This is a genomic window from Pseudomonas sp. DVZ6 (assembly GCF_024259445.1).
Lineage (GTDB): Bacteria > Pseudomonadota > Gammaproteobacteria > Pseudomonadales > Pseudomonadaceae > Aquipseudomonas > Aquipseudomonas peradeniyensis.
This window is the reverse complement of record NZ_JANCLM010000040.1, coordinates 38352-62867: the sequence shown is the minus strand read 5'-3', so window position 1 is coordinate 62867 and position 24516 is coordinate 38352. Positions and strand designations below refer to the sequence as shown.

Genomic DNA, 24516 nt, shown 5'->3' with positions numbered 1-24516 from the left:
TTGCGTAACGGCAGCGACGCCAATGGCCAGCGCGGCGTTCTCCAGGCACTGGGCCTCGATCTGCAGAGCGCCAATCTGGACAACCACGGCGGGCGTATCGCAGCAGTGGGCGGTGATGCGCTGATCCGCGCCGGGCAGCTGGATAACCGCGACGGCGGCATCTCCGCCAGCGGCCTGCTCAAGGTCACCGGCGCCAGCCTGCTCAACGGTGGTGACGCGCGTGGCGAAATGGTCGGCCAGCGTATCGAACTGGGGCTTAATGGCGCCCTGGACAACCGCAGCGGTGTCGTCGAAAGCGCCAGCACCCTGGCCATTACAGCCGCCAGCCTGGACAACCAGGGGGGACAACTGCGTGCCGTGGGCACCAGCGGCAAGAGCCAGTTCGCCATTGGCGGGCTGTTCGACAACCGCAACGGCCAGGTGGAGATCGGCAGCAGTGACCTGACCCTCGGCGCCGGCCTGCTGCAGAACGTCGGTGGCAAGGTGCTGCACGCGGGCAAGGGCGTGTTGGACATCGACACCACCATCCTCACCCAGGCTGGCGGTAGCCTCAGCACCCGCGGCGGTCTGACCTTGACCGCCGACAGCTGGACCAACGCCAGCGTGATCCAGGCCGGGCGCCTGACGGTCAACGTCAACAACCTCACCCAGACCGACGGCGGCCAGTTGCTGGCCCTCGACAGCCTGGTGGGCAACGGCGGCAATTGGAGCAACGATGGCCTGATCGCCAGTGACGGTACCCTCAGCCTGAACCTGGGCGGCAGCTATGGCGGCAATGGTCGGGTCAGCAGCCTGGGCACGCTGGGGTTGAGCGCGGCGCAGATGGCCCTGGGCTCCAATGGCAGCGTCACGGGCGTGGGCAACACCACGATCAATATTGCGGGTCTGTTGAGCAACCAGGGGCGGTTGAGCACGGCGGGCGATCTGCTGGTCAACGCCGGTAGCGTGAACAACCTGGGGACTTTGGGTGGCAACCAGCTGGTACGGGTGACCAGCGATAGCCTGCGCAATGACCATGGGTTGCTGTTCAGCGGCGGGGGCATGCAGCTGTACGCCAGTAGCCTGACCAACTTCTATGGGGATGTTTACAGCCAGGGTGGGCTGACGGTGGCGCGGGATGGGGCGGGCGGTCTAGCAGATCTGGTGGATAACGTTTCTGGCAGTTTGGAAAGTGCCGGGGACATGCGTCTTAATGCCACGAACATTCAGAACAGGAAAGAAATATTCAAGACCACTGGCACGCCGAAGTGGAGTGCGATTGGTATGCGACAGACCGGGCAGCTTGCCGGGCATATGGTGCTTGAGGAGTATTACGAGAAAAAAGTAGAGATAGATTCCCCTGCGGGAGCAATTAGAGCCGGACGCGATCTTTCTGTACTGGGCACTCGCATGGAGAACGCGGCCTCGGTGATAACGGCTGGGCACGATATCGCAGTCAATGTGCAGGATTTTATTAATGAAGGTAAGGCACTAGGTACCTATTCCGAGCTGAAGTCATTTGCACTTCCTAATTACTACGCAAAAAATGCATGGCCTTTCTGGAGTGCAGTTACGACCTATAATGCTGCTCATGATCCTGGATACACCCAGGTTACCGCAGGTTTCCGTAAAAATCGCTACAACGTCGGCACGATGCGCTTCTGGGATGCCAACTGGAACGAATCGCGAACGACTCCGTCGTTTCACCAGGCCGGACCTTCTGGAAATGGTAACGATATAGTTTATGTCGGTTGGACGCAGTATCTTGGCGGCTTCAATATGAGCGCCTTCGGGGCCGCACCTGCTTACAATCCGAACTCCACAGTGCCCCTTCCAGCGGCTGTGCAAGGTATCAATTTCTTTGAAACTCGAACTGTTGTGCACGACGGACAAGTTGGCGCAGCAAATGCTGTCGTTCAGGCGGGTGGTCGGGTCAGCATCAATGCAACCAAGAGTCTGACCAACAGTGTTATCCAGGAAGGGCTTACGGTCAGTGGTCCGACCGCCAAGGCGTTCGACCCGAAACTCCCAGGGGCGTCCGGTAACACGCTTATCAATATTCATGCCCAGCTTCCCCCTGACCTCGCGCAACAGCAGGTCAATCCGCTTGCCTTTGGCGGCTTTACGTTACCTACCGGTCAGAATGGCCTGTTCCGCCTGAGTGGCCAGGGTGGGAGCGTTTCGGGTAGCCCAGCCCAGAGCTGGAAGCTTGGCAGTGCAGACGTCACGATCCAGGACCGTCGGGCGATGGTGTCCGGCACACAGCCTGGGGCGTTGCAGGCCATCGATGCCAGAGCGGTAGAACAGAATCATCAGCAAATCGACCGAATTGCCCATCAGGGTGGAGCCGTGGGTGGCACTGCCAGCGCCATCGGTGTCAACGCGCCGAATGGCGCGCCGGTTGAAGTATCCCTGTCGCAACGACATCCCGGTGCCGATGTTCGCGAGTTGACTGCCGGTGGCAACCTGGGCATCAGCGCTCGTCCTGACATCCCGGGGGTCACCCGGATGCCGGATAGCCAACACACCAGCAAGCCACACAAGTACCTGATCGAGACCAACCCGGTCCTGACCGACCTCAAGCAGTTCATGAGTTCCGACTATCTGCTCGGCAACCTGGGCTATGACCCGGACCAGAGCTGGAAGCGCCTTGGCGATGGTCTCTACGAGCAACGTCTGATCCAGCAAGCGGTGGTAGCCCGTACCGGCCAACAGTTCATCGATGGCCAGACCTCCGGCGAGCAGTTGTTCAAGTACCTGATGGACAACGCCATCCGCAGCAAGGACCAGCTCCAGCTCAGCCTGGGTGTGGGCCTGACGGCCTCCCAGGTGGCGGCGCTGACCCATGACATCGTGTGGATGGAAAAGCACGTGGTCAATGGCGAGGAAGTGCTGGTCCCGGTGCTCTACCTGGCCCAGGCCAACAACCGCTTGGCGCCCAACGGGGCGCTGATCGCCGGCCAGGACGTACAACTGATCGCCGGCGAGAACCTGACCAACGCCGGTACCTTGCACGCCAGCCGCAACCTGTCCGCCACCGCCGGCAACAACCTGGTCAACACTGGCCTGGTCCAGGCGGGAGAACGCCTGGAACTGCTGGCCGGCAACAACCTGAGCAACAGCGCCGGCGGCATCATCACCGGACGCGATGTGAGTCTCACGGCGGTCAACGGCGACATCATCAACCAGCGCGACCAGGTTCGCCATGCCATGTCCTATGGTGGTGTGACCAACCAATGGGACTATCTCGACAGCGCCGCGCGCATCGAGGCGTCCAGTGGCTTGGCCCTGAAGGCGGGCCAGGACATCAAGAACATCGGTGGCGTGATCAAGAGCGAGGGGGACCTGTCGCTCAGTGCCGGCCGCGACGTGAGCCTGTTGGCGGTCGAGCAGCGCGAGGGGTTCTATAGCGGATCCCGGCGTAGCAGCGCAGTGCAGCAACATGGCGCCAGCCTTGAGGCCGGCCGCGACCTGAGCATCGGCGCCAGCCGCGACCTCACCGCCGTGGCCAGCCAGATCGACGCGGGCCGCAACCTTACCCTGGCCGCCGGCGAGGACCTGAACCTGACCTCCGCCGCCAACGAAGCCCACAGCTTCAGCCGCAGCAAGAAGGTCACCCAGTCCAATGACCAGGTCACCCAGGTCTCGACCACGGTCAAGGCCGGTGGCGACGTCTCGCTGTCCGCGGGCCAGGACATGGCCATCGTCGCCAGCCAGGTCAAGGGCAAGGGCGCTGTCGATATCGATGCCGAGCGCGACCTGACCATCGCCTCCGAGCAGAACGAAAGCGCTTCGTACTACCTGAAGAAGAGCAAGGGCTCGTTCGGTCGCAGCAGCTCCAAGCAGCAGGAGAGCTACCACAGCACCAACGTCGCCTCGGTGATCGAGGCCGGTGGCGACCTGACCGTCAACGTCAGCAAGAAGGAGGGCGGCGGCATTGCCCTGGACGGTGGTCGCGATGTCTCGGTGATCGGCAGCCAGCTCAAGGCCGGCGGCGATGTCATGCTCGGTGCCACCGGCGATGTGGCGGTGCTGTCCGGCGTCGAGGAGCACGGCGAGTACAGCAAGAAGACCAAGTCCGGCTTCCTGGGCCTGTCGAAGAGCGGCAAGAGCCAGCTGCAGACCCAGGCCAAGCAGGTCGGCAGCGAGCTGGATGCGGGTAACGACATCGTCATCGCCGCAGGCAGCGATGTGCGCCTGCGCGCCAGTGAGGCCAATGCCGGCAAGGACGTCGAGCTGCGTGCGGGGTTGATCGACAAGGCGGGTGACATCAACCTGGTGTCGGCCAATGACACGGCCTATAGCCGGTCGGAGGAATACAAGAAGAAGTTCAAACTGTCGCTTTCCCCCGAGATCATCCTGAACCCGGCAGCGCTGATGATGCCGATCGCACCGGGCACGGTCCTGCCATCGGTGTCGATCGGTTCGGCCAAGGCTTCCGGGCAGGAGGCTCGCAGCAGCACCAGCGTCGGCAGTCAGGTGAGTGGTGAGCATGACGCCACCCTGCAGGCGGCTCGCGATATCAACGTGCTGGGCAGCGGTGTCAGCGCCGTGCGCAACGTCAGCCTCAACGCCGGGCGCGATGTAAATGTCAGCGCCGCGCAGAACCAGAGCGACAACTCGCACTGGTCGAGTTCGAGCAAGACAGGCCTGCGTTTCGACAGTGACGACAACGGCATGAACTTCTTCGCCGGTGTCGAGAAGGAGAAGGCCAAGGACCGTCTGCGCGAGCAGCTGGCTGCTGGTAGTCGCATCCAGGCCGGGCAGGATCTGGATGTCAAGGCCGGTCGCGACATCAACCAGACTGGCTCCGACCTGGTGGCCGGACATGACATCAGCCTGGGCGCCGGTCGCGATATCAACATCGACGCGGGACGCGAAACCCGTATCCAGGAACAGGAGCGTGAGTACGAGGGGCACGGTATCAGTGGCTCGGTCAATCATAACCTGGGCAAGACCAAGGACGCGCTGAGCAACACCGGCAAGGGCGAGAATGGGGTGAGCAAGGGCTCCAGCGCCCTGCAGACCCTGGATGCGATCAGTCAATTCCTCGCCGGCCCGACCGGTGACGGCAAGATCGGCAGCAGCAAGCAGACCAGCAGCCAGCAAAGTGTCGAACAGAACAACCGTCCCTCGACGCTGGACGCTGGCAACGATGTGAAGCTGCAGGCGGGCAACGACGTCAATATCAAGGGCAGCCAGGTGCAGGCCGGGCGGGATATCGACGTCAAGGGGCGCGATATCAACATTGATGTGGCCAAGGGCAGCAGCAGCCAGGAAAGCAACCGGTCGCAGAGCTGGGGGGGCATCCACGGCGGTACCAGCGGTGGCTTCAAAATTGGTATTGGTGGTAGCCACGGCATTGCCAGCAACGACAGCCAGCAGGGTACTTCGACGCCAGCGCAACTGGAGGCCGGGCGCGATGTCCGGATCGAAGCCAGCAACGATCTGAACATTATCGGTAGCCAGGTGAAGGGCGGGCGTGATGTCGAGTTGAACGCTGGCAACGACCTGAACATCCGCGCCGCGCAGAATGACAGTCAGCAGGAGCAGAACCGCCGCAGCGGCGGTGGCGAGGTGGGACTGACCTTCGGCTCAGAAGGTGTTGGGGTGTATGCCAGCGTCAACCTGGGCAAAGGACATCTCGAGCGCGAGGCCCAGCGCCATGAGCAAGCCTATGTCTACGCCGGTGACCAATTGAAGTTCACCAGCGGCAAGGACACCAACATCAAGGGTGCCCAAGTACGCGGCGACGAAGTGATCGGCCGTGTCGGCGGCAACCTCAACGTGGCCTCAGCGATCGACACAGGCGAGGTAAAGGGCAACGAGTTCGACATCAATGCCACCGTCACCGTGGGCCCGGGTGCCGGTGTCAGTGGCTCGGTCGGCTATGGCAAGACCACTGGCAAGACCGAGTGGGTCGAGGACCAGACGCGCATCACCGGGCGTGATAAGGTCGATATCCGCACCGAAAACCACACCCAGCTCGACGGTGCGCTGATCGCTGCCGACAACGGCAATCTCAAGCTTGATACTGGCACCCTGGGATTCAGCGATATCGCTGGCAAGGATCAGGAGCACGGTTACTACCTGAACGTGGGGGGTAGCTGGAAAAAGGGTTCGGCCAATGCCGATAAAGACCCGTCCAATGGCAAGGTTGCCGAAGGCGAAGGTAAGGGGGAGAAGGGCTCGAAGAGCCAGACCAGCTGGAGCGTCAGCGGCTGGGAGTATGAAAAGGACCGTGAGCAGACCGTCCGTGCCACCGTGGGTGCAGGTGATATCACTGTGCGCAAGGACGCCGAGACCGGCCAGGACTCCACCGTCGGCCTGAACCGTGACCTCGACAAAGCCTATGAGATCACGCGGGACAAGGAGTCGCGCACCGATCTCTATGTGACCGACAGCTCGCTGCACGATGCGCTGAATCCGAAAGAGACGCTGCAGAAGTGGAGCGATGGTCTCCTCGACTACGACAAGACGGCGCTGAAGAACTTCGAAGCCGCGAGCGTTGGGATCAATGCCTCCCTCAATCGCCTGGAACGGTTGATGGGGCGTGAGTTGGCGGCAGGTGTCACTGGCGTCACTAGTCGCGAGTTCGCTGAGCAAACCCTGGAGCAACTGATTCTCAGTGGTAAGAGCCGGGCTGATGCCATGGCGATGATGGCGGATGAAAAGTTCCAGCAGAACGTCTTGGGTGAGTTGAGCCGCTTCTGGAACATCGAGCCGGAGACCATTGCACAAGCGAAGGCGGTAGTCGAAGAGACGTTGAAACCGAGAGATGGACAACCTGGCGTTGTCCTGCCAGACATTGATATCGACGCAGAAAAACTGACGCTGCTGCAAGACAATCTGCGCTCGTTGTCGAGCGTTCAAAGGTTCATTGATCAGAATCAGGACAAAGCTCAGGCCATCGGCATCGTGCTGGCGCTCACCCAAGGACCCAAGGGGGTAATCCAGGCCGTAGCCATGAGCGCGGCAGAGCAGACGCCACTCGGTCAGGCGTTGATGGAGCGTCTGCACGGCATGCAGGAGTATGTGGGGCAGAAAATTGCCGAACACATGGAAGGGCAGGGCCTGAAGAAAGAAGACGATTTCGATCGGTATCTCATGGGCGGCGGGAATCTAATTGCCAGTATCATCGGCACGGGGATCTCGTCTATTCGCAAAGGTGGTAGCGTTAAAGACTCGCCTAATGATCACGCCAAGTCGACGGGAGATAAAGGAAACGAAGAGCATTTTGCCAAACCGGGCGAGCCGACCGGTTCTGACGGAAGTCGCTCTACAGATGGGAGGGGGCAGGAGTCCAAGCCTGATGAGGTATCTACCAAGTCGCATACGGCAATGGAAAAGCTCGCGAATGAGCGCATGGATGACCTGATTTCGCAGTTTTCCAATAAGTCACTACCGCCAAAGGATTTTGAGCTAACAATAAATGGAAAAACGTTGAAGGCAGATCCGGGGGTTAGTAAAAATGCCCCAGTATATGTAGGTGCTTCGGAAGGTATGGTGAAGTCCTATTTTATGCAGCTCGGAGGTGTTGAACAGCTACCAGCACCCAAGTCGATCACCATTCGAGGTCAAGCTGTCGATCTTTATGCATTGGTCCGGGCCGATGGTGTAAAAATAAATTTGCGCAATGGTTCAAGCTCTACTGCAGAGTCCGGCGCCCAATGGACAATTGATATCATTGGGCATCCAGGAGTGAAAGCTCCAAAATTAGAGGTGAAATTCAAATGATTTCATGCTGTCGAGACTCAGAAGAGTTCAGGGAAATTGTGGAGTGGAGTCAAGGTTTAGCCGTTGATGCATTGTGGTTAAGCGTATGCAAGATATACTCGGATGAGGGTTATAATGACCGTAAGCATATTTTCTTAGAAGTGCTGGCTACCCTACTTCTAGAGGGTAGGGTATTTCTCGCTAGTGGGGAACCATTGGTCGGAGCTGTTGCTGAACAAATTGCTGCATTTGATTTGGCTTGGCCTGCAGAAGAAGACATCGACGAAGCGCTATTTTGGGTTACCAAAGATGGAAATAGTTGGGTGCCCGGAGGCCTCGTTTGGATTTACGAGGATGGTACGGAAATATGGACATAATCAGTATGCCCCGCGTCGGTGTGGTTTGAGTAAAGTAGTTGACTTTGTTTTGAGGAAAAGGAGGTGGATCTATTTTTTTTCTACTATAGTTTCGATTCCTTTAGGCGAAGGTGTCTAGCGGTTACAGAAAATGAAAAAGGGGACAGATTTATTTTTCCTGCTCTAGTTTCGATCCTGTAGTGGAGAAGGGGTCGAACAGTCATGCAGGGCAGGTCGAATCTAGAGCAGGAAAAATAAATCTGTCCCCTTTTGCGTTTTTTTGCGTTACATAGGCAGGCTATTAATAGCTTGTTAGGGAGATAAAATGGCTAAGTTTCTATGTCGATGCACTCATGTCATTAGCTTGGTTAGTTCTCCTGTTTCAGAGGAGTTCACTCTCGTTCCAAATAAGTTGTTGTATGAGTTGGCGGGGCGAGCTGATAAAGGAAGAATCCCTTTTGATGAGTTTTTTGATCGTATAGATGTAGTTGGTAAAGAGGCTATTACTTGTCCTGCGTGCGGTCGAGTTTGGATAAGAAAGGATGAAGGGGCAGAATATTGGCCCTATCTTGAAGAAAAGGAATAGTATGCCATCCGGGGCAGATGTATTTTTACTGCTCTAATTTCGGTTCCTGGTGGCGAAAAGCGAAAAAGGGGACAGACTTATTTTTCCTGCTCTAGTTTCGATCCTGTAGTAGAGAAGGGGGCGAACAGTCATGCAGGGAAGGTCGAATCTAGAGTGTAGAAAATAAACCTGTCCCCTTTGCGCTACTTTAGTGATAAAGGTGTTCTCTGATAAAACCGGTAACTTGATAAGTACCTTCCCGGTTAAGGTGATGAACTAATGAGGTCTCTCCCTGTGCATGTGTGGCGTGAGCTTCAGTTGGCTGTGATGCTGCTTAGTGAAGAGTCATCGTTAAGAGATGTTCTTGGGGTTATTCTTTTGTGGGTCAGAGGTAATTATAAGTATTTTACTGTTGGGCCGTTTTTGAGTTATGGGGTCGATGAGTTTTCGAATGTAAATGAAAGTTTGATGCCTGTTGATTATTCGTCATTTTTACCTAGTGATATAACACGCTTCAAAAAGGTCATTCTGGGACATCAGGCTAAGGACGTTGAGTCTATAGCGCGGTTTCTACGCGATACAATCGAGGCCTTGATAACTGTTGAAGTTGATAAACAATGCCCTAGGTGTGAGTCTACTGGGCTGCGCGTCTTTATAGGTAGGCATAACGGGTTACTGGCTTACCAATGTGACGTTTGTGGTCATTCCCATTACATAGACGGATCCAAGGTGGAAGCTGGTGGGTTAGAATTTGTAAGTGAGGGAGTGTTGCGAAATATTGGTATGATTTAATGGTGTAAAAAGGAAAAAGGGGGCGGATTTATTTTTCCTGATTTATTTTTCTTGCTCTAGTTTCGATCCTGTAGTGGAGAAGGGGTCGAACAGTCATGCAGGTAAAATGGGACAGCTTTATTTTCCCTGCTCTAATTTCGGTCCTAGCAGTCATGCAGGGGCGGTAAAAATTAGAGTGGGGAAAATAAATCTGTCCCCTTTACTGGTGCTTTTTTACTGATGGATACTAGGCTTATATGGAAATAGTCTTCTTCTGGAGTGGCGAAGGTAGCGACCGCGAGCCAGGCTGTCGGTCTGATGTGCTCGGTCGTGATGGAATAGATTTCTTAGCGTGCTTGCTGACTGATCATGGCGGACAAAAATATGAAAGCACGATAGCTTGGCTGGATGAAGGGCTATCTAGAGTCGGCTTGGTAAGGTCTGGAACTATTGGTAGTTGCGATTGGAGTCGTGATAGTTGGGGGGTGGAGCTCAAGGGTCAAGTTGCAAAGATATATTCGCTATGTGATGAAGGCTGTTGTTTTGTTTTGAGTATTAATGATTTTGAGAAGGCGCTCTTAGACTGGAAGAAATTTATTATGACTGTCTGAAAGTGAAAGGTCGCAGGTGCCTCGCTGGACAAAGACCGGAAAGTGGTAGGTCTATTTTTTCTACTCTAATTTCGATCCCTTTAGATGAAGGTGTCTAGCGGTCATGCAGGGGGGATAGAAGTTAGAGTAGGGGGGTGAATTTGTCCCCTTTTATCGTACCATTTTATACTTGGCTCAGTTCGTGCGGCAGATACGACCAGCCGTTCTAGCTGGAGAGTCGGTAAACTATTGGGCTATTCTTATCTACTCAGGCAGCAACCTAATGCTGACTGGCGTGACGTTGACCGCTCGAGACTCCATCGGTTTACAATGTGGATATATCCAGCCCTAGCATCAATGGAATCAAGTAATGCTTGCCGACCTAATGAAGCTGTTGCCTCCACCGGCTTCTCCTGCCTACTCGAACCCTGACTGGGCAAGAGTGGAAAATGACCATGGCATCCGATTGCCTGCTGACTACAAGGCTTACATCGAGCGTTTTGGGGCGGGGTGCATAGACGATTTTTTATGGGTAATCGATCCATTCTTCAGCAGTAGTGATCTGAATATCTATAAAGGTGATTACTTTCGTGAATCTTATGCGGTGATGAAAGCTGAGTTCCCTGGTGACTATCCTAGGCCAGCCTACCCAGCTCAGGGGGCGTTTTGGCCTTGGGGATTCACTGAAAATGGCGAGACGCTGGTGTGGATTGTTAACGATGAACCAGACTCTTGGTCCGTTGCGCTTCATAGTGTGGACCAGGGGGAGGAAGATCTAATCGCCTGTGGTTGTGTTGAGTTTTTATGTAAGCTGCTCAGAAGTGAGATCCACTCACGACTCTTGCCGGAGGATTTCCCCAGTGGAGGAGGATCTCCTTATCGTTTCGTGCCTTTCAAGTAGTCGCTATATGTTGTGGGGCTGAGTTTGTCCGCTTTTGTACGGCTTCCTGAATGTTTGATAGCAAAAGGTGGTTGGGAGAATTACATTGAATTAACAAGTGGCGGCGGAGAAAATAACGCTGGGCAATTGAAAGGGTTAGATGATGGATGTGAGTGCAACGCATGAAGGGCGCCAGATTTTAGATATTGTTGAGTGTTTGGGAAAGACCGAGTGGCGTAAAGGGTCTACCAGTACGTATGTTGTAAAAACACATGCGGGGTTGTCTCTCAGGAGTCAGATTGAATATCCTCCATCAGTTTGTTTTCGTTTCGTTAAAGAGGATGTTGCGGTTGTTGCTGAGTTGATTAGGTGCGTGGATGTCTATCAGGGGCATTTGAAGTGGGCAATGATCGGCGAGGGCAGGGAGGATGGGCGACATAGTTGGGTTATTGCTCCTCAACGTTTGTTTGATGTGGAGGAGCAGGCGAATCGGGACGATGAAACTGCGAAGCAGTTTCTGGCTAAAAATGATCCTGGCTTCGGAAAGCAGGCATATGAAGATATGGCGGGGCTTACTGCACATATGAAAAGTTATTTTGGAATGGGCTAAGGTTTAATGTGGTGGATATATTTTTGCTGCTTTGATTTCTGCTGTTGTGTGGCCAGAGTGACGGCGAAGTCTGGTGCTTAAGTTACCAGTGAAAGCGTCGAGTGCTGGAAGCGGAGTATCGAAGTGATCGCGTGAAGAATAGATCTGTCTTCCTTTGTACCTGTTTGTTGTGTGGGGTGCTCCGTTAGGTGAATAATGTGCTTGCTCGGTTTTAAGAATGCCGAAGTGATGCCAGATTTCTCGGTTGAGTTCCGTCGTTGGGTAGTATTATGGAAAAGATTGAGTTAATTCGTGCTTTGATTAAAGCGGGTAGGGGCGATGATCTTCTTGCTTTTGTCGAAGGAGAGTCTCCCTATCTGACTGATGCCTCACAGGGGGTGCCGGAATCACCTTGGCTGAGAAGAATCTGGGTGCTTGTTGTAACGCATCTCAGATTTGTCACGCGATATGGAGAGGTGACGAAGCCTCAGATCGCTGACGGCCAAGTAGTGCTGTCACCCTATCCTGCAGAGTTCCAGCTGTGGTTGGCGGCAGGTGCACCGGGTATAGCACTCGAGGATTTGCAGGCCTATGCCAGGGAACATCCATTGGATTGACAAAGCTTTTCTCTTTGATTTTCTTTGCAATGATGTTTTCCAGGGGTAAGGGGTCGCTTGGTGGTGCTCCCATCACCGTTACGGGTGAGGTCGGAGAGCAGGTTAAGTGAAAAATCAGTTGAAATGGCTAGGCGGGCGGCGAAGTGAAAAATGATTGACGGTATTACTAAACAACGGGTCCAGGTTCTCATGGATCCCCGTTATGGGCCTTATATCAGAGTTTTTTCATTTCAGGACAGTGGGGCGCTCCGGGATCTGTTTGATGATGAATACAATGTGCTCTACTGGTTAGGCCCTTGCCCGGACCTTAGTGTTCATGGGGGGAGCGAGTACTATTTCGGTACCGTTGCCGACCCTGTAAAACTTCAGGCACTGCTCGACAGCATCGAGCTATAGGCGTTCGCCAAGGTTTCAAGAGAGAGGGTAAGTCACTTATGATCGATTCTGTAACCGGTGAGCGGGTTCAGGTTCATCTGGACCCTGAGCAGGGACCTTTCGTTTATGTGGTGGGGGCCGAGGACTGCAAACGGCTGGAGTATCTGTTGGATGCTGAGTATTTTGTTCCCTATCTGAAGGTGAAATCGCCAGATCTCTCTCTACCAGTAGCGTGGATTTATTCCTTCGGCAGCATTGCTGATCCACGAAAGCTTCAGGCGCTTCTGGATGGTATTTGACCGTATGCTTCGCGGAGTGGGCTTATGGATCCCAAGGTACCCAATGCAGGTGTAGGTATTGACACCGTCATCAGGTTATATTTCATGCCTTTTTAGTGATGGTTTAAGTAGTGCAACCTGGCAGAGGCACGCTTCGATAGAGCAGGCAGCGGAAAAGCAGAATGCCAAAGTTTTTGTGTAGATGTGGTTATGTCATGAATTTGTCGCAGGGATGGTCAGATCATGAAATGACATTGATGCCTGAGTCAGTGATCGAGCGGGTTGCTGAGCGCCTGGAGGTGGGGCCAATGTCTTCAGAGCAATTCTATGAGGCGATTGAAGTGACTGCCATGACAGTTTACCGTTGCCCCCAATGCAAACGATTGTATTTGGAGGAAGGTAAGAATAGTTTCACGGCCTATGCCGTAGAACAGGTAGGGGCTTGAGGGTTGGTAGCGAGTTGCTCGGAAAATAGAATTGGGTTGAACGTGGCCGGGTTAAGTCTGTTTTTGGAGGATTGGCGATGGGGCTGAATGAGAAATGGGTTCCAGGTTTTGGAGAGGTGTTCACTTGGTTCGCCATGGATAAATTCGGTCGAATTGCAGTCATGGTGAATAATTGCTACGGGGCCATTCCCGAGGTACTGCTGAGGCTGGAAGAGGTAGAACGGGTACTGGACTCGATAAGCGAATTTGTTTGGCAGGAGTCCCAGGAATATTCTGATTACCCACCAGCAAAGCAGGGTGGCTTTGCAGTGGATCTTTACTCAGCTTGGCGCTGGCAAGATAAGTCGAAAGCCAGTGTAGCAAGCGCACTGCAAAATGACCTGGAAGAACGGCTGAACTATAGCGAGGCGAACCTTGCTTTTAACAAGGGATTATTCGTGTATCACGCCGTGGAGGGTAGCCGTGCGGGTGAGGACTACCCCGAAGGGTATGCTGGGGATACGGCGATGGGTGATTACTTCAGGTTTTTAGTGCCAGGAGAGTACGCCACGCTTGAGGATTTTCCCGTTGGGCTGAGGCGAGGGCTGGTGGTGTCTGATAGCTTGGACTTTTCTTTGCTCCAGGTGCTGGAGAGTAGGCTTGTCAGCCAGCATTTTTGTTCGTTGTACCAGGCGTAGGCAGGGCAGGTTGTACGCTCAGGCTGTTTCCCAGGCGCTCGCAAAGGTCGCCGGACGCGATAATCATTGGATGGGCCGAGATGATCTCACTGTGCTTTGAAACGGGAGAGTGCAGGGTGTTTGACCAAGATAACTTGCCCGGCGCCAACCTCGATGGACTGTCATTGCACCGGGCGCAGTTCGACGGCCTGGATGCCAGGGCGACGACGTTCATTGGTAGCGATCTCAGAAACGCGTCGTTCATCGAGGCGGATCTGACCGCTGCCGACATGCGAGGAGCGACGTTGGCCAATGCCCTGTTCAATGGTGCCCGGCTGCGCAATGCCGATCTTTCTCGGGCGCTGGCCGCCTCTGCCGACTTCAGCGGGGCCGACCTGCGCGCTGCCAACCTGGCAGAGGCTGATATCGGAGGGGCTGTATTCAGGGGCAGCAATCTATGCGGTGCCGATTTACGCGCGCGCAGGATCGAGAAGGCAGAATTCCAGTTGGCCATGTTCAACGACAGTACCCGATGGCCAGCAGGATTCGATCCTGTCGCTCAAGGCGCAGTCCGGCAAAGCGATGATTCTGCTTTTGAAGTGCCTTCTGAAGAGATCCTATGATCGGCTGACACGGTGATTGGGGGACGTATGGCGCTCAGTTCAACCCGAATAGATGGGCTTGATGCGTCGATGCCCAGAGGCAAGCCTGCGTATCTCCCGTCGAGCGATGCCGGCAAGAAAACCTGTACGCCCCTGATTACTCAAGCCTTCGCCATGACACGGACCGGAGACGGGACAATTTAGACTGGCATCGCCAAGGCTGGTCACCCGATAATCGGGATCCATTCTCACTGCCGAGCCTTGCCATGTCGTTCAACCCGCTGAGGGGCCGCCCATGACCGCGGTCCGCAAGAACCCCGACGCCTTCGCCTTCCAGGTCATGCTGGGGCTGTGCCTGATCTGGGGCTGCCAGCAGGTGCTGATCAAATCCGCTGCCGTGGACATTGCACCGGTCATGCAGGCGGCGTTTCGCAATGGCATCGCCGCGCTGCTGGTGGGGCTGCTGGTCTGCTGGCGGGGTGGCTGGAGCCAGGTGGGCAGCACCTGGCGCGCCGGGTTGCTGGCCGGCGCGCTGTTCGGCCTGGAGTTCCTGTTCATCGCCGAGGGGCTGAAGCTGACCTCGGCGGCGCATATGTCGGTGTTCCTCTACACCGCGCCGATCTTCACCGCCCTGGGGCTGCATTTCATGATGCCCAGCGAACGGCTGCGGCTGTTGCAGTGGCTGGGCATCCTGCTGGCCTTCGGGGGGATTGCCCTGGCCTTCGCCGGCGGGGTTTCCCTCGAACACCTCGATGGACGCATGTTGCTGGGCGATGCCATGGCGATCCTGGCAGGCCTGGCCTGGGGCGCGACCACGGTGGTGGTGCGCGGCTCGCGCCTGTCCGAGGCGCCGGCGACCCTGACCCTGTTCTACCAGCTGGCGGTGGGGTTTGTCGGGCTGGTGCTGATCGCCCTGGTGAGCGGGCAGATCGCCGATTTCTCGCTGACCCCGCTGGCGGTGGGCAGTGTGCTGTTCCAGGGGATCGTGGTGTCGTTCGTCAGCTACCTGACCTGGTTCTGGTTGCTGCGCAAATACCTGGCCTCGAACCTGGCGGTGTTTTCCTTCATCACGCCGTTGTTCGGGGTGACCTTCGGCGTGCTGCTGCTGGATGAGCCGCTGAGCCTGAACTTCGTGATCGGCGCGGTGATGGTGCTGCTCGGGGTGGTCATGGTCAGCGCCGAGGCGTGGGTGCGGCAGCAGTTGCGCAAGCTGGTGGGATGAGAGGGTAGACGCGCCGGCCCCTGGCGCGTTCCACCACGTCCACGGCTTTTGCTACGTAGGCTGCATCTCCTGTCTCCAATGCGTCAGCCATGAACTGTGCGATGGTTTCCGGAGAAGCCAGATAGGCGGCAGCGTCGAATTCATGGAACGTTTCAGTCATTTTGCGTCCTCTGCGAGTGCTGGAGAATGTAGCCAATGAAACGTTGCCCAGAGAGGCACAAATGATTTCGATCTGTTGCTGAACTGAACCCACCATCACCCGGCAGTACGGGCATTTGAGTGGCAATCCTGCAGGTAATGACCTCCTGTCACGGCCAGCACTCCGGCCACGGCCAACCCTGCCGCTGCCAACACCAATGCTGGCTGTAATCCACCACTGAAATGACTGCTCAACGCCGCCAGCAACGGCCCGCTCAACTGCCCCAGGGCAAAGCACGCAGTCAGCAGCCCGGCATTGCGCTGCGTGGCATGGGGCGCCAGCTCTCGCGAGCGCTGCATCACCAGTTGCATGCAGGCCAGGAACGGCCCGCCGCACAGCAGCACGCCCAATGCCAGGCCGATACCGCCACCGAGCAGGCAGGCCAGTACGCCGAGCCCTTGCAGCCACAGGGTGGTGGTCAGCCAGGCAGAGGTCCGCCCCGGGCGGCGCTGGCTGACGATGGCCACGCCGAGCGCCGATGCCAATCCGAACGCGGGCCAGAACAGGTCGGCCTGCCACTGTCCGAGGAACTGCTGGCTGGCCATCTGCGACAGGAAGGTGGCTGGCAGGATGTAGCCGATCCCGTAGAGCGCATAAACCAGGCCCAGGCGTCCGATGCCGGTGCCACGGCCTTGTTCGTTGACGGCCGCAGGCGTGGCGGTGGGTTCCAGCGCTCGTGGCAGCCATGGCAGCACTGCTAGCAGCATGACCAGCGCGGCGACGCCATAGACCAGCCACAGGGCTGCCGAATCCAGCCCCAGCAGGTGCGCGCCCAGGGCCAGCACGCCCGTCACCGCGATGCCGACGCCGGGCCCGGCGAACACTAGTGCGCCGAGGCGCTGTCGGCCTTGGGCGCTGGCCAGTTGCTGGCTGAGGCTGGCAATCATCACCAGCACCCAGGCGCTGGCCACGCCAGTGCCGAAACGCAGCAGCAGGTGGCTCCAGAAATCGTCGGCAGCCCACGAGGCCAGGGTCAGCAGCACGCACAGCCACAGGCCTCCATGCAGGCGCAGGCGCACCTGGGCGGGCTGACGGGCGAACATGGCGTCCACCGCGCCGAGGAAGTAGCCCAGGTAGTTGGCGGCGGCGACCAGGCCGCCGGCGGTGAGGTCGAACTGGCCCTCCAGGCCGTGGCCGAGGAGGGCTCGGTGACCCGCGCCGCCGAGCGATTGCACCGGGTGCCGTCGAACCTGTCGACGCGCCTGCGCCAGCTTGAGGAGCAACTGGGGGTGGAGCTGTTCCTGCGCGAGCGCCAGCGCTTGCAGCTGTCGCCGGCCGGCAAGGTGCTGCTGGACTACGCCCACCGGCTGTCCAACCTGCGTGACGAGGCGTTGGCCGCGGTGCAGGGCGGCCAGCCGGCGGGGGACTTCGTGCTGGGCACCATGTACAGCACGGCGGCTATCCACTTGCCGGCGTTGCTAGCGCGCTACCACCAGGCCTACCCGGCGGTGAACCTGCAGGTGCAGGCGGCGCCCAGTGCCGAGCTGCTGGAAGGGGTGCTCAGCCATCGGCTGGACGCGGCGCTGGTGGACGGCCCGCTCAATCTGGCCGGGCTGGATGGCGTGCCGCTGTGCGAGGAGACCCTGGTGCTGATCACCAGCCCCGAGCACCCGGCGGTGCACAGCGCCAGGGATGTCGCCGGCAAAGCGGTGTTCACCTTCCGCCAGGGCTGCTCGTACCGCATGCGCCTGGAAGCCTGGTACGCCCATGCCCACACGCCCATGGGGCGGGTCATGGAGATCGAGTCGTACCAGAGCATGCTGGCCTGCGTGATCGCCGGGGCCGGGGTGGCGTTGATGGCGCAGTCCATGCTCGACAGCCTGCCGGGCCGCGAGCAGGTGCGGGCGCATCGGCTGCAGGCACCGTTCGACCAGGCGATGACCTGGCTGATGTGGCGCCAGGGCAAACGCGGGGCGAATCTGCAGGCCTGGATCGACTTGCAACAAAGCGAAACGATTGACCGACTGTCGGAAGCTGCCGTCTGCGCTTGATCCGGGTCAGAATCGGCCCTATGTGTAGGAACAGAGGCATGCGCAATACAGGACATCGGGCTATGATCTGTATGACGCACCGCAGGATCGATTGACCAAGAGGCTGACCCGTCAAGGGGGCATTATGAACGAACGCATGTATAACTGGCTCCACGACCTCGCCGTCGCCTTGGGCTTGCTCCCGCCACCGTTGCAGCCGGTGCCGATCCCGACCGACGAAGAACAGCGCAAGCGCCAGCCGCGTCGGCGCTGACAACTGACAAAAAGGCCGCCGCATCCGAGTGATACGGCGGCCTTTTGCGTTTTACCGGCTTGAACCTCTCATCCCTGTAGGAGCGGCCTTGTGCCGCGAAAGGGCCGCAAAGCGGCCCCGTCGGATTCAGCGCTTAGCCGAGACAGGGGCCGCTACGCAGCCCTTTCGCGGCACAAGGCCGCTCCTACAGGGGATGGTGTGGAAGTGGCCTCAGGCCAGGTTCACCGTCGCCACTGGCTTGCGCGAAGCCAGGCTGACCACCACGAAGCTCACCAGGCCGATCGCCAGGCTGTAGTAGATCGGCGTGTTGGCCTCCAGGCCGTCCTTGAACATGAACAACAGCGCGGTGCTAAAGCCCAGCGACATGCTGGCGATGGCCCCCGCGGTGGTCGCGCGCTTCCAGAAGATCGCGCCGATCAGCGGGATCAGCATGCCGCCCACCAACAGGTTGTAGGCCAGGGTCAGGGCGCTGATCACATCGTTCACCGCCAGGGCGATACCCAGTACCACCAGGCCGGTGAGCAGGGTGAACAGGCGGTTGATGCCCAGGCTCGACTGCTTGCCGCCGCGCAGCTTGGGCAGCAGGTCTTCGGTCAGGGTGGTCGAGGCGGCCAGCAGGCCCGCGCTGGCGGTGGACATCATCGCGGCCAGGGCGGCGGCCATCAGCAGGCCACGGATGCCCTCGGGCAGTTGGCCCTTGATCATCTCGGCGAAGGCGTTGTTCGGGTTGGCCAGGTCCGGCATCAGTACATGGGCGGCCATGCCGATCAGGGCGCAGGCCAGGCCGTACAGCACGCAGTAGACACCGGCGGTGGTGCCGGCGCGCTGGCAGACCTTCTCGTCACGGGCGGTGAACACCCGCTGCCAGATGTCCTGGCCGATCAGGATGCCGAAGAAGTAGATCAGGAAGTAGGTGATGATGGTGTCCCAGCCGATGGTGGTCCAGCTGAAGCTGGCCGCCGGCAGCTTGGCCACCAGGGCGTCCCAGCCACCGGCCTTGTACAGGCACACCGGCAGCAGGATGAACATCAGGCCCACGGTCTTGATGACGAACTGGACGATGTCGGTCAGGGTCAGCGACCACATGCCGCCGATGGTCGAGTACACCACCACCACGCCGCCGCCGAACAGCAGGGCCATCCAGAACGGCACGTCGAGCAGCACCTGCAGCACGGTGCCCATGGCCAGGGTTGAGGTCACCGCGATCATCAGCGCGTAGGCGAGCATGATCGCCGCGCTGGCCTGGCGGGCCATCGGGTTGTAGCGGCGCTCCAGCACCTGGGTGACGGTGAAGATCTTCAGGCGCAGCAGCGGCTTGGCCAGGAACAGGTTGAGGGCGATGATCCCCAGGCCCAGGGCGGCGCACAGCCAGAAACCGGAAATGCCGTGGACGTAGCCCAGGCGCACGGTGCCGACGGTGGAGGCGCCGCCGAGCACGGTGGTGGCCATGGTGCCCATGTACAGGGTCGGGCCGAGGTTGCGCCCGGCCACCAGGTAGTCTTCGTGGGTCTTCGCGCGCCGCATGCCGTACCAGCCGAGGGCGAGCATGCCGGCGGCATAGATCAGTACAACGATGATGTCCAAGGCCATTGGGGGTCTCCCGATTATCTTTATTATGGCGAGATCGGCCGTCTGGACGCTGCAAGGCGCCCGGCGGTCCTGTCATGTGTTGGCGGGCCTCTATGGCCCTCCCGAATGGCTCCTGCCGGGGTCAAGCAATCGCTTGCAGCGCAACGCCCTGTGTGTAGGAGCGGCCTTGTGCCGCGAAAGGGCTGCAAGGCAGCCCCGGCGTTCTCTGCGAAAACGCTGAAAACCGGGGGCGCTGTGCGCCCCTTTCGCGGCACAAGGCCGCTCCTACAAAGGGCGGTGCTTGACGGCTAGCGACGTACCACGCCCGGCAGCACGCAGAGCATTTCGAACAGCAGGTTGGCGCCCAGCAGCGAGGTGTTGCCGGTGGTGTCGTACGGTGGGGAGACTTCGACCAGGTCGCAGCCGATCAGGTCCAGGCCGTGACAGCCGCGGATGATCTCCATCGCCTGGATGGTGGTCAAGCCGCCGATCTCAGGGGTGCCGGTACCGGGCGCCCAGGCCGGGTCGATGCCGTCGATGTCGAACGACAGGTACACCGGACCGCCACCGACTTTCTCGCGCACTTCGGCCATCAGCGGCTCCAGCGACTTGTGCCAGCACTCTTCGGCCTGGACCACACGGAAGCCCTGGCGACGGCTCCAGTTGAAGTCGTCGGCGGTGTAGCCCTGGGCACGCAGGCCGATCTGCACCACGCGGTCGCAATCGAGCAGGCCTTCTTCCACGGCGCGGCGGAAGGTGGTGCCGTGGGCGATCTTCTCGCCGAACATGTGGTCGTTGACGTCGGCGTGGGCGTCGATGTGCACCAGGCCGATCTTGCCGTGCTTCTTGTGCAGGGCGCGCAGGATCGGCAGGGTGATGGTGTGGTCGCCACCGAGGGTCAGCGGGATGACATTGTGCTCGACGATCTCGTCGTAGGCCTCTTCGATGATGCGCACGGCGTCCAGCAGGTTGAAGGTGTTGATCGCCACGTCGCCGATGTCGGCCACCGACAGCGAGTCGAACGGGGCGGCGCCGGTGGCCATGTTGTACGGGCGGATCATCACCGACTCGGCGCGGATCTGCCGTGGGCCAAAGCGGGTACCCGAGCGCAGCGAGGTGCCGATGTCCAGGGGCACGCCGATGAACGCGGCGTCGAGCCCTTCGGCGCTTTGCAGGTGGGGGAGACGGAGCATGGTGGCGATGCCGCCGAAACGCGGCATTTCGTTGCCGCCCAGTGGTTGGTGGAGAATCTTGTCCACGGTGGGCCTCATCAGTCGGTCGATTGTTCTGTTTGTTCGAACCTGTGCCGCCGCGCGCCTTGGTGCTCTGGTTGTGCCGGCGGGCAGGGACATTTCGCCGCAGTCTGCGCAAGGTAGTGCCCGGGAAGAATCGCTACCGACAAAAACTTACTTCAGGAATTTCTGAACTATCGGTGTGCGGCCGGGTTAGACTCTGGCCATTTCCAGCCCACGGACCCGTTGCCCCATGGCCTCATCGCTGCCCGACCTGAAACTGCTGCGCATCTTCGCCAGCGTGGTGCGTCACCAGGGCTTCGCCAACGCCCAGCGCGACCTCAACCTGTCGACCTCGGCCATCAGCACCTACATGAGCCAGCTGGAAAGCGCCCTGGGCATCGTGCTCTGCCACCGAGGCCGTGGCGGTTTCAGCCTGACCAGCAAGGGCGAGCTGTTCCACCAGGAGACCTTGCGCCTGCTGGGGGAGCTGGATGGCTTCGAGCAGTATGCGGCGGCACTCAAGGGCGAGTTGCGCGGCACCCTCAACCTGGGGGTGATCGACTCCACCGTAGGCGACCGCGCCTTGCCGCTGGCCGAGGCCATCGGTGCCTACAGTCAGGAACACCCGGCGGTGCACCTGCACCTGTCGGTGTCCAGCCCGTACGAACTGCAACTGGGCGTGCAGGACAACCGCCTGGACCTGGCCATCGGCGCGTTCTCGTCGCGCATGAGCGGCCTGGTCTACCAGCCGCTGTACCGCGAGCAGCACTGGCTGTATTGCAGCAACCGCCATGCGCTGTTCGGCGAGCGACGGATCCCGGAGCCGGTGATTACCCAGCAGCGCATGGTCGGGCGTGGCTACTGGAGCCAGGCGGAGCTGGCCCGGCATGGTTTCAAGCACAGCGCCGCCACCGTGGAAAGCATGGAGGCGCAGCTGATTCTGATTCTCTCCGGCGCCTACATCGGTTACCTGCCCGAGCACTATGCCCAGGCCTGGGTCGACAAGGGTGATCTGCGCGTGTTGTCGCCGGCGACCTTCGGCTACCAGGCGCCGTTTTCCCTGATCATCCGCCGTGGTCGGAGCCGGGAACCCTTGATCCAGACGTTCCGCGACCTGCTCAAGAGCCAGCTCAACGTGGGCTGAGCTGGGCCGTGTTCAGCACATTCCGTCAGGTCGAGTGAATTTCCTACAAAACTTGACCGCTGACGTGATGGCCTTCTGCTAAATATCTACTTGCTTTGATGATTTTCCCACTCATCTGGATAAGCAAGGGATCGCCAACGATGCGCATGAATTTGCCCGTCACCGAGCATGAAAGAACCTTTCCCCAAGACCAGCGGCTGATCTCCACCACCGACCTGAACAGCCGCATCACCTATTGCAACGACGCATTCGTGGCCATCAGCGGTTTCACCTACGACGAACTGGTCGGCCAGCCCCATAACCTGGTGCGGCATCCCGACATGCCGCCAGCGGTCTTCGGGCATATGTGGGACACCATCAAGCAAGGCAAACCCTGGATGGGCGTGGTCAAGAACCGCGCCAAGAACGGCGACTTCTACTGGGTCAGCGCCTACGTCACGGCGGTGTACGAGAACGGCCGCATCAGCGGCTACGAGTCGGTGCGCTCGGTACCGACCCGGGAGCAGATCCGCCGGGCCGAGAACTTGTACGCCCGCTTGCGGGCAGGGCGCTCGCCGGTACCGCTGGCGGCGCGACTCGGTTATGGAGTCGGCCATGGCTGGCCGTTGATCGGTGCGGGATTGCTGTCGGCCGCCGCCTATCTGTTGCTGCCCCCCTATGCGGCACTGGGTGTGCTGATGGCCAGCCTGCTGGCGGCCTGGTACGTGGTCGAGCACCGGCAGAACCAGTCGATCCGGCGCACCCTGCAGGAGCACCCCAAGGCGTTCACCAGCCCGTTGGTGGCGCTGACCTACAGCGACAACCCCGGGTTGCAGGGCCAGCTCGACCTGGCGATCATCAGCGAAGAGGCGCGCCTGCAGACCGCGCTGACCCGCTTGGTGGATGCCGGTGTCGGGGTCAAGTCGCGAGCCGCGCAGTCCGCCGACCTGTCCGATGCCCAGGCGCAGATGCTCGACCGCCAGCGCAGCGAGACCGACCAGTCGGCCACCGCCATCGCGCAGATGGCGGCGACCATCCAGCAGGTCACCCACAACGTGCAGAGCACCGCCCACGCCGCCAGCGACGCCGACCAGCTGGCCCAGCAGGGCAGCGACCTGGCGCAGCAGAGCCTGCGCGCGATGGGCAGCATGAGCGAGGCGGTGAGCGACATCGGCCAGGCGGTCAATGCCCTGGCCGAGCAAACCCAGTCGATCGGCAGTGTGGTGGATGTGATCACCTCGATCGCCGAGCAGACCAACCTGCTGGCGCTCAATGCCGCCATCGAGGCGGCGCGGGCCGGCGAGCAGGGCAGAGGCTTCGCCGTGGTGGCGGACGAAGTGCGTTCGCTGGCGCAGCGCACCCGCGCCTCGACCGAGGAGATCCACCACATCATCTCCACCCTGCGCTCCGGTGCCGACCGCGCGGTGGCCAGCGCCAGTCGCGGCCAGCAGATCTCCAGCGACAGCGTGCACAGCGTCGAGGCGGTGCAGGCGGCGTTGTCGGGGATCGCCCAGGCGGTCAGCCGCATCACCGGCATGAGTCAGCAGATGGCCACGGCGTCCGAGCAGCAGAGCCATGTCGCCGAGGACATCAACCAGCAGATCGTGCGCATCGCCCATCTGTGCGACGAGAGCGCGGGACAGGCCAGGCAGGGGGCCGAGATCAGCCAGGACCTGGAGCGCATGGCGGAGTACCTGCACAGCCTGGCGGAGCGGTTCAACCGCTGAAGCTGTAGCGGGTAACAGCGGGGCGTGGGAGCGGGCTTGCCCCGCGATTGCAGTGCTGGCTTTGTCGCGGGGCAAGCCCGCTCCCACGAACGCCTCGCAGCCCCCGGGGATGGCAACCCTGTGGCAAACTACCCGCCCCAAGGAGCCCCCCATGCCCAGACCCCGCTGCGAGCGTTGCCAGCGCCCGCTCGCCCATTGCCTTTGCCCACTGATCCCGCACCTGGACAGCCGCACCCGCGTGGTCGTGCTGCAGCACCCCAGCGAGACCGCCCACGCCCTGAACACCGCACGCCTGGTGGCCCTTGGGCTGGTCAACGCCGAGTTGCGGATCGGCGAGGTGTTCGAAGACCTGGACGCGCTGCTGGCAACGCCAGGCTACCGACCGGCGCTGCTGTTCCCCGGTGACGAGGCCGAGGTCCTGCAAGGCTATGGTCAAGGTACCGAGCTGCCGCTGATGCTGATCGTGCCGGATGGCACCTGGCGCAAGGCGCGCAAGATGCTGTACCTGAACCCGCTGCTGGAGAGGCTGCCACGGGTGACGCTCGGCCATGTCCAGCCCTCGCGCTATCGGTTGCGCAAGGCACCGGAACCGGGTGCCCTGTCGACGCTCGAGGCGGTGGTGCAGGCGTTGAATGTGCTGGAGGCTCCGGCAGTGTTCGATGAGTTACTGCGCCCGTTCGAGGCGCTGATCGAAGGGCAGATCGAGGCCATGGGAGCGCAGACATATCAACGCAATCATGGGCAGGTTTGAATCGGAGCCCGCCCCTTCAAGGTGTG

At 59.5% G+C, this 24516-nt stretch carries 19 protein-coding genes; 16 read left to right on the top strand and 3 right to left on the bottom strand.

Annotated elements, in window-relative coordinates:
* Window positions 1–105: 105 nt before the first annotated feature.
* From NMG10_RS21205 to NMG10_RS21155, 11 genes are all read left to right on the top strand, one after another.
* Window positions 106–7716, top strand: coding sequence for a hemagglutinin repeat-containing protein (locus NMG10_RS21205; RefSeq protein ID WP_254465078.1), 7611 nt, complete (start codon window positions 106–108; stop codon window positions 7714–7716).
* Window positions 7717–8376: 660 nt separating this feature from the next.
* Window positions 8377–8637 (top strand): hypothetical protein, encoded by a 261-nt coding sequence (locus NMG10_RS21200; protein WP_232857313.1) that lies wholly within the window; start codon window positions 8377–8379, stop codon window positions 8635–8637.
* Window positions 8638–9644: 1007 nt separating this feature from the next.
* Window positions 9645–9998 carry a hypothetical protein gene (locus NMG10_RS21195; RefSeq protein WP_232857314.1) on the top strand — a complete coding sequence of 118 codons (354 nt, stop codon included), beginning with the start codon at window positions 9645–9647 and terminating at the stop codon, window positions 9996–9998.
* Between the two features lie 349 nt (window positions 9999–10347).
* The gene (locus NMG10_RS21190; protein WP_232857316.1) at window positions 10348–10878 is read left to right on the top strand and encodes an SMI1/KNR4 family protein; all 531 of its coding nucleotides are present in this window, start codon (window positions 10348–10350) and stop codon (window positions 10876–10878) included.
* A gap of 139 nt (window positions 10879–11017) precedes the next feature.
* Entirely contained in the window at window positions 11018–11467 is a 450-nt protein-coding gene (locus tag NMG10_RS21185) for a hypothetical protein (protein WP_232857317.1), read from the top strand.
* A gap of 269 nt (window positions 11468–11736) precedes the next feature.
* On the top strand, window positions 11737–12063 hold the full coding sequence (locus tag NMG10_RS21180; protein ID WP_232857318.1) for a hypothetical protein: 327 nt from the start codon (window positions 11737–11739) through the stop codon (window positions 12061–12063).
* Between the two features lie 434 nt (window positions 12064–12497).
* Window positions 12498–12737, top strand: coding sequence for a hypothetical protein (locus NMG10_RS21175; RefSeq protein ID WP_110739570.1), 240 nt, complete (start codon window positions 12498–12500; stop codon window positions 12735–12737).
* A gap of 194 nt (window positions 12738–12931) precedes the next feature.
* On the top strand, window positions 12932–13162 hold the full coding sequence (locus tag NMG10_RS21170; protein WP_232857319.1) for a hypothetical protein: 231 nt from the start codon (window positions 12932–12934) through the stop codon (window positions 13160–13162).
* A gap of 77 nt (window positions 13163–13239) precedes the next feature.
* A complete protein-coding gene (locus NMG10_RS21165) occupies window positions 13240–13839 on the top strand; it encodes a hypothetical protein (protein ID WP_232857320.1) in 600 nt (199 codons plus the stop codon).
* Window positions 13840–13955: 116 nt separating this feature from the next.
* On the top strand, window positions 13956–14441 hold the full coding sequence (locus NMG10_RS21160; protein ID WP_232857321.1) for a pentapeptide repeat-containing protein: 486 nt from the start codon (window positions 13956–13958) through the stop codon (window positions 14439–14441).
* 274 nt (window positions 14442–14715) lie between these two features.
* Window positions 14716–15642 carry a DMT family transporter gene (locus tag NMG10_RS21155; protein WP_186600156.1) on the top strand — a complete coding sequence of 309 codons (927 nt, stop codon included), beginning with the start codon at window positions 14716–14718 and terminating at the stop codon, window positions 15640–15642.
* A gap of 255 nt (window positions 15643–15897) precedes the next feature.
* On the opposite strand, the gene NMG10_RS21150 is transcribed toward NMG10_RS21155, so the two are convergent.
* A complete protein-coding gene (locus NMG10_RS21150) occupies window positions 15898–17016 on the bottom strand; it encodes a YbfB/YjiJ family MFS transporter (protein ID WP_254465077.1) in 1119 nt (372 codons plus the stop codon).
* On the opposite strand from NMG10_RS21150, the gene NMG10_RS21145 reads away from it, so the two are divergent.
* Window positions 16957–17832 (top strand): LysR family transcriptional regulator, encoded by an 876-nt coding sequence (locus tag NMG10_RS21145; protein WP_254465079.1) that lies wholly within the window; start codon window positions 16957–16959, stop codon window positions 17830–17832. The genes NMG10_RS21150 and NMG10_RS21145 overlap by 60 nt on opposite strands.
* Window positions 17833–17956: 124 nt before the next feature.
* Window positions 17957–18085: a PA1414 family protein gene (locus tag NMG10_RS25975; RefSeq protein ID WP_256206021.1), complete on the top strand. Its 129-nt coding sequence runs from the start codon at window positions 17957–17959 to the stop codon at window positions 18083–18085.
* A 210-nt stretch (window positions 18086–18295) separates the two neighbouring features.
* On the opposite strand, the gene NMG10_RS21140 is transcribed toward NMG10_RS25975, so the two are convergent.
* Both NMG10_RS21140 and speB read right to left on the bottom strand, forming a co-directional pair.
* A complete protein-coding gene (locus tag NMG10_RS21140) occupies window positions 18296–19675 on the bottom strand; it encodes a sodium:solute symporter (RefSeq protein WP_232857323.1) in 1380 nt (459 codons plus the stop codon).
* Between the two features lie 287 nt (window positions 19676–19962).
* On the bottom strand, window positions 19963–20913 hold the full coding sequence (gene speB, locus NMG10_RS21135; RefSeq protein ID WP_062574808.1) for an agmatinase: 951 nt from the start codon (window positions 20911–20913) through the stop codon (window positions 19963–19965).
* A gap of 226 nt (window positions 20914–21139) precedes the next feature.
* On the opposite strand from speB, the gene NMG10_RS21130 reads away from it, so the two are divergent.
* The 3 genes from NMG10_RS21130 (at window position 21140) to NMG10_RS21120 (ending at window position 24490) form a co-directional block, all read left to right on the top strand.
* Window positions 21140–22033 carry a LysR family transcriptional regulator gene (locus NMG10_RS21130; RefSeq protein ID WP_232857324.1) on the top strand — a complete coding sequence of 298 codons (894 nt, stop codon included), beginning with the start codon at window positions 21140–21142 and terminating at the stop codon, window positions 22031–22033.
* A 140-nt stretch (window positions 22034–22173) separates the two neighbouring features.
* Window positions 22174–23739: a PAS domain-containing methyl-accepting chemotaxis protein gene (locus NMG10_RS21125; RefSeq protein ID WP_232857325.1), complete on the top strand. Its 1566-nt coding sequence runs from the start codon at window positions 22174–22176 to the stop codon at window positions 23737–23739.
* Between the two features lie 151 nt (window positions 23740–23890).
* Window positions 23891–24490, top strand: coding sequence for a tRNA-uridine aminocarboxypropyltransferase (locus NMG10_RS21120; protein WP_254465076.1), 600 nt, complete (start codon window positions 23891–23893; stop codon window positions 24488–24490).
* Window positions 24491–24516: the final 26 nt, after the last annotated feature.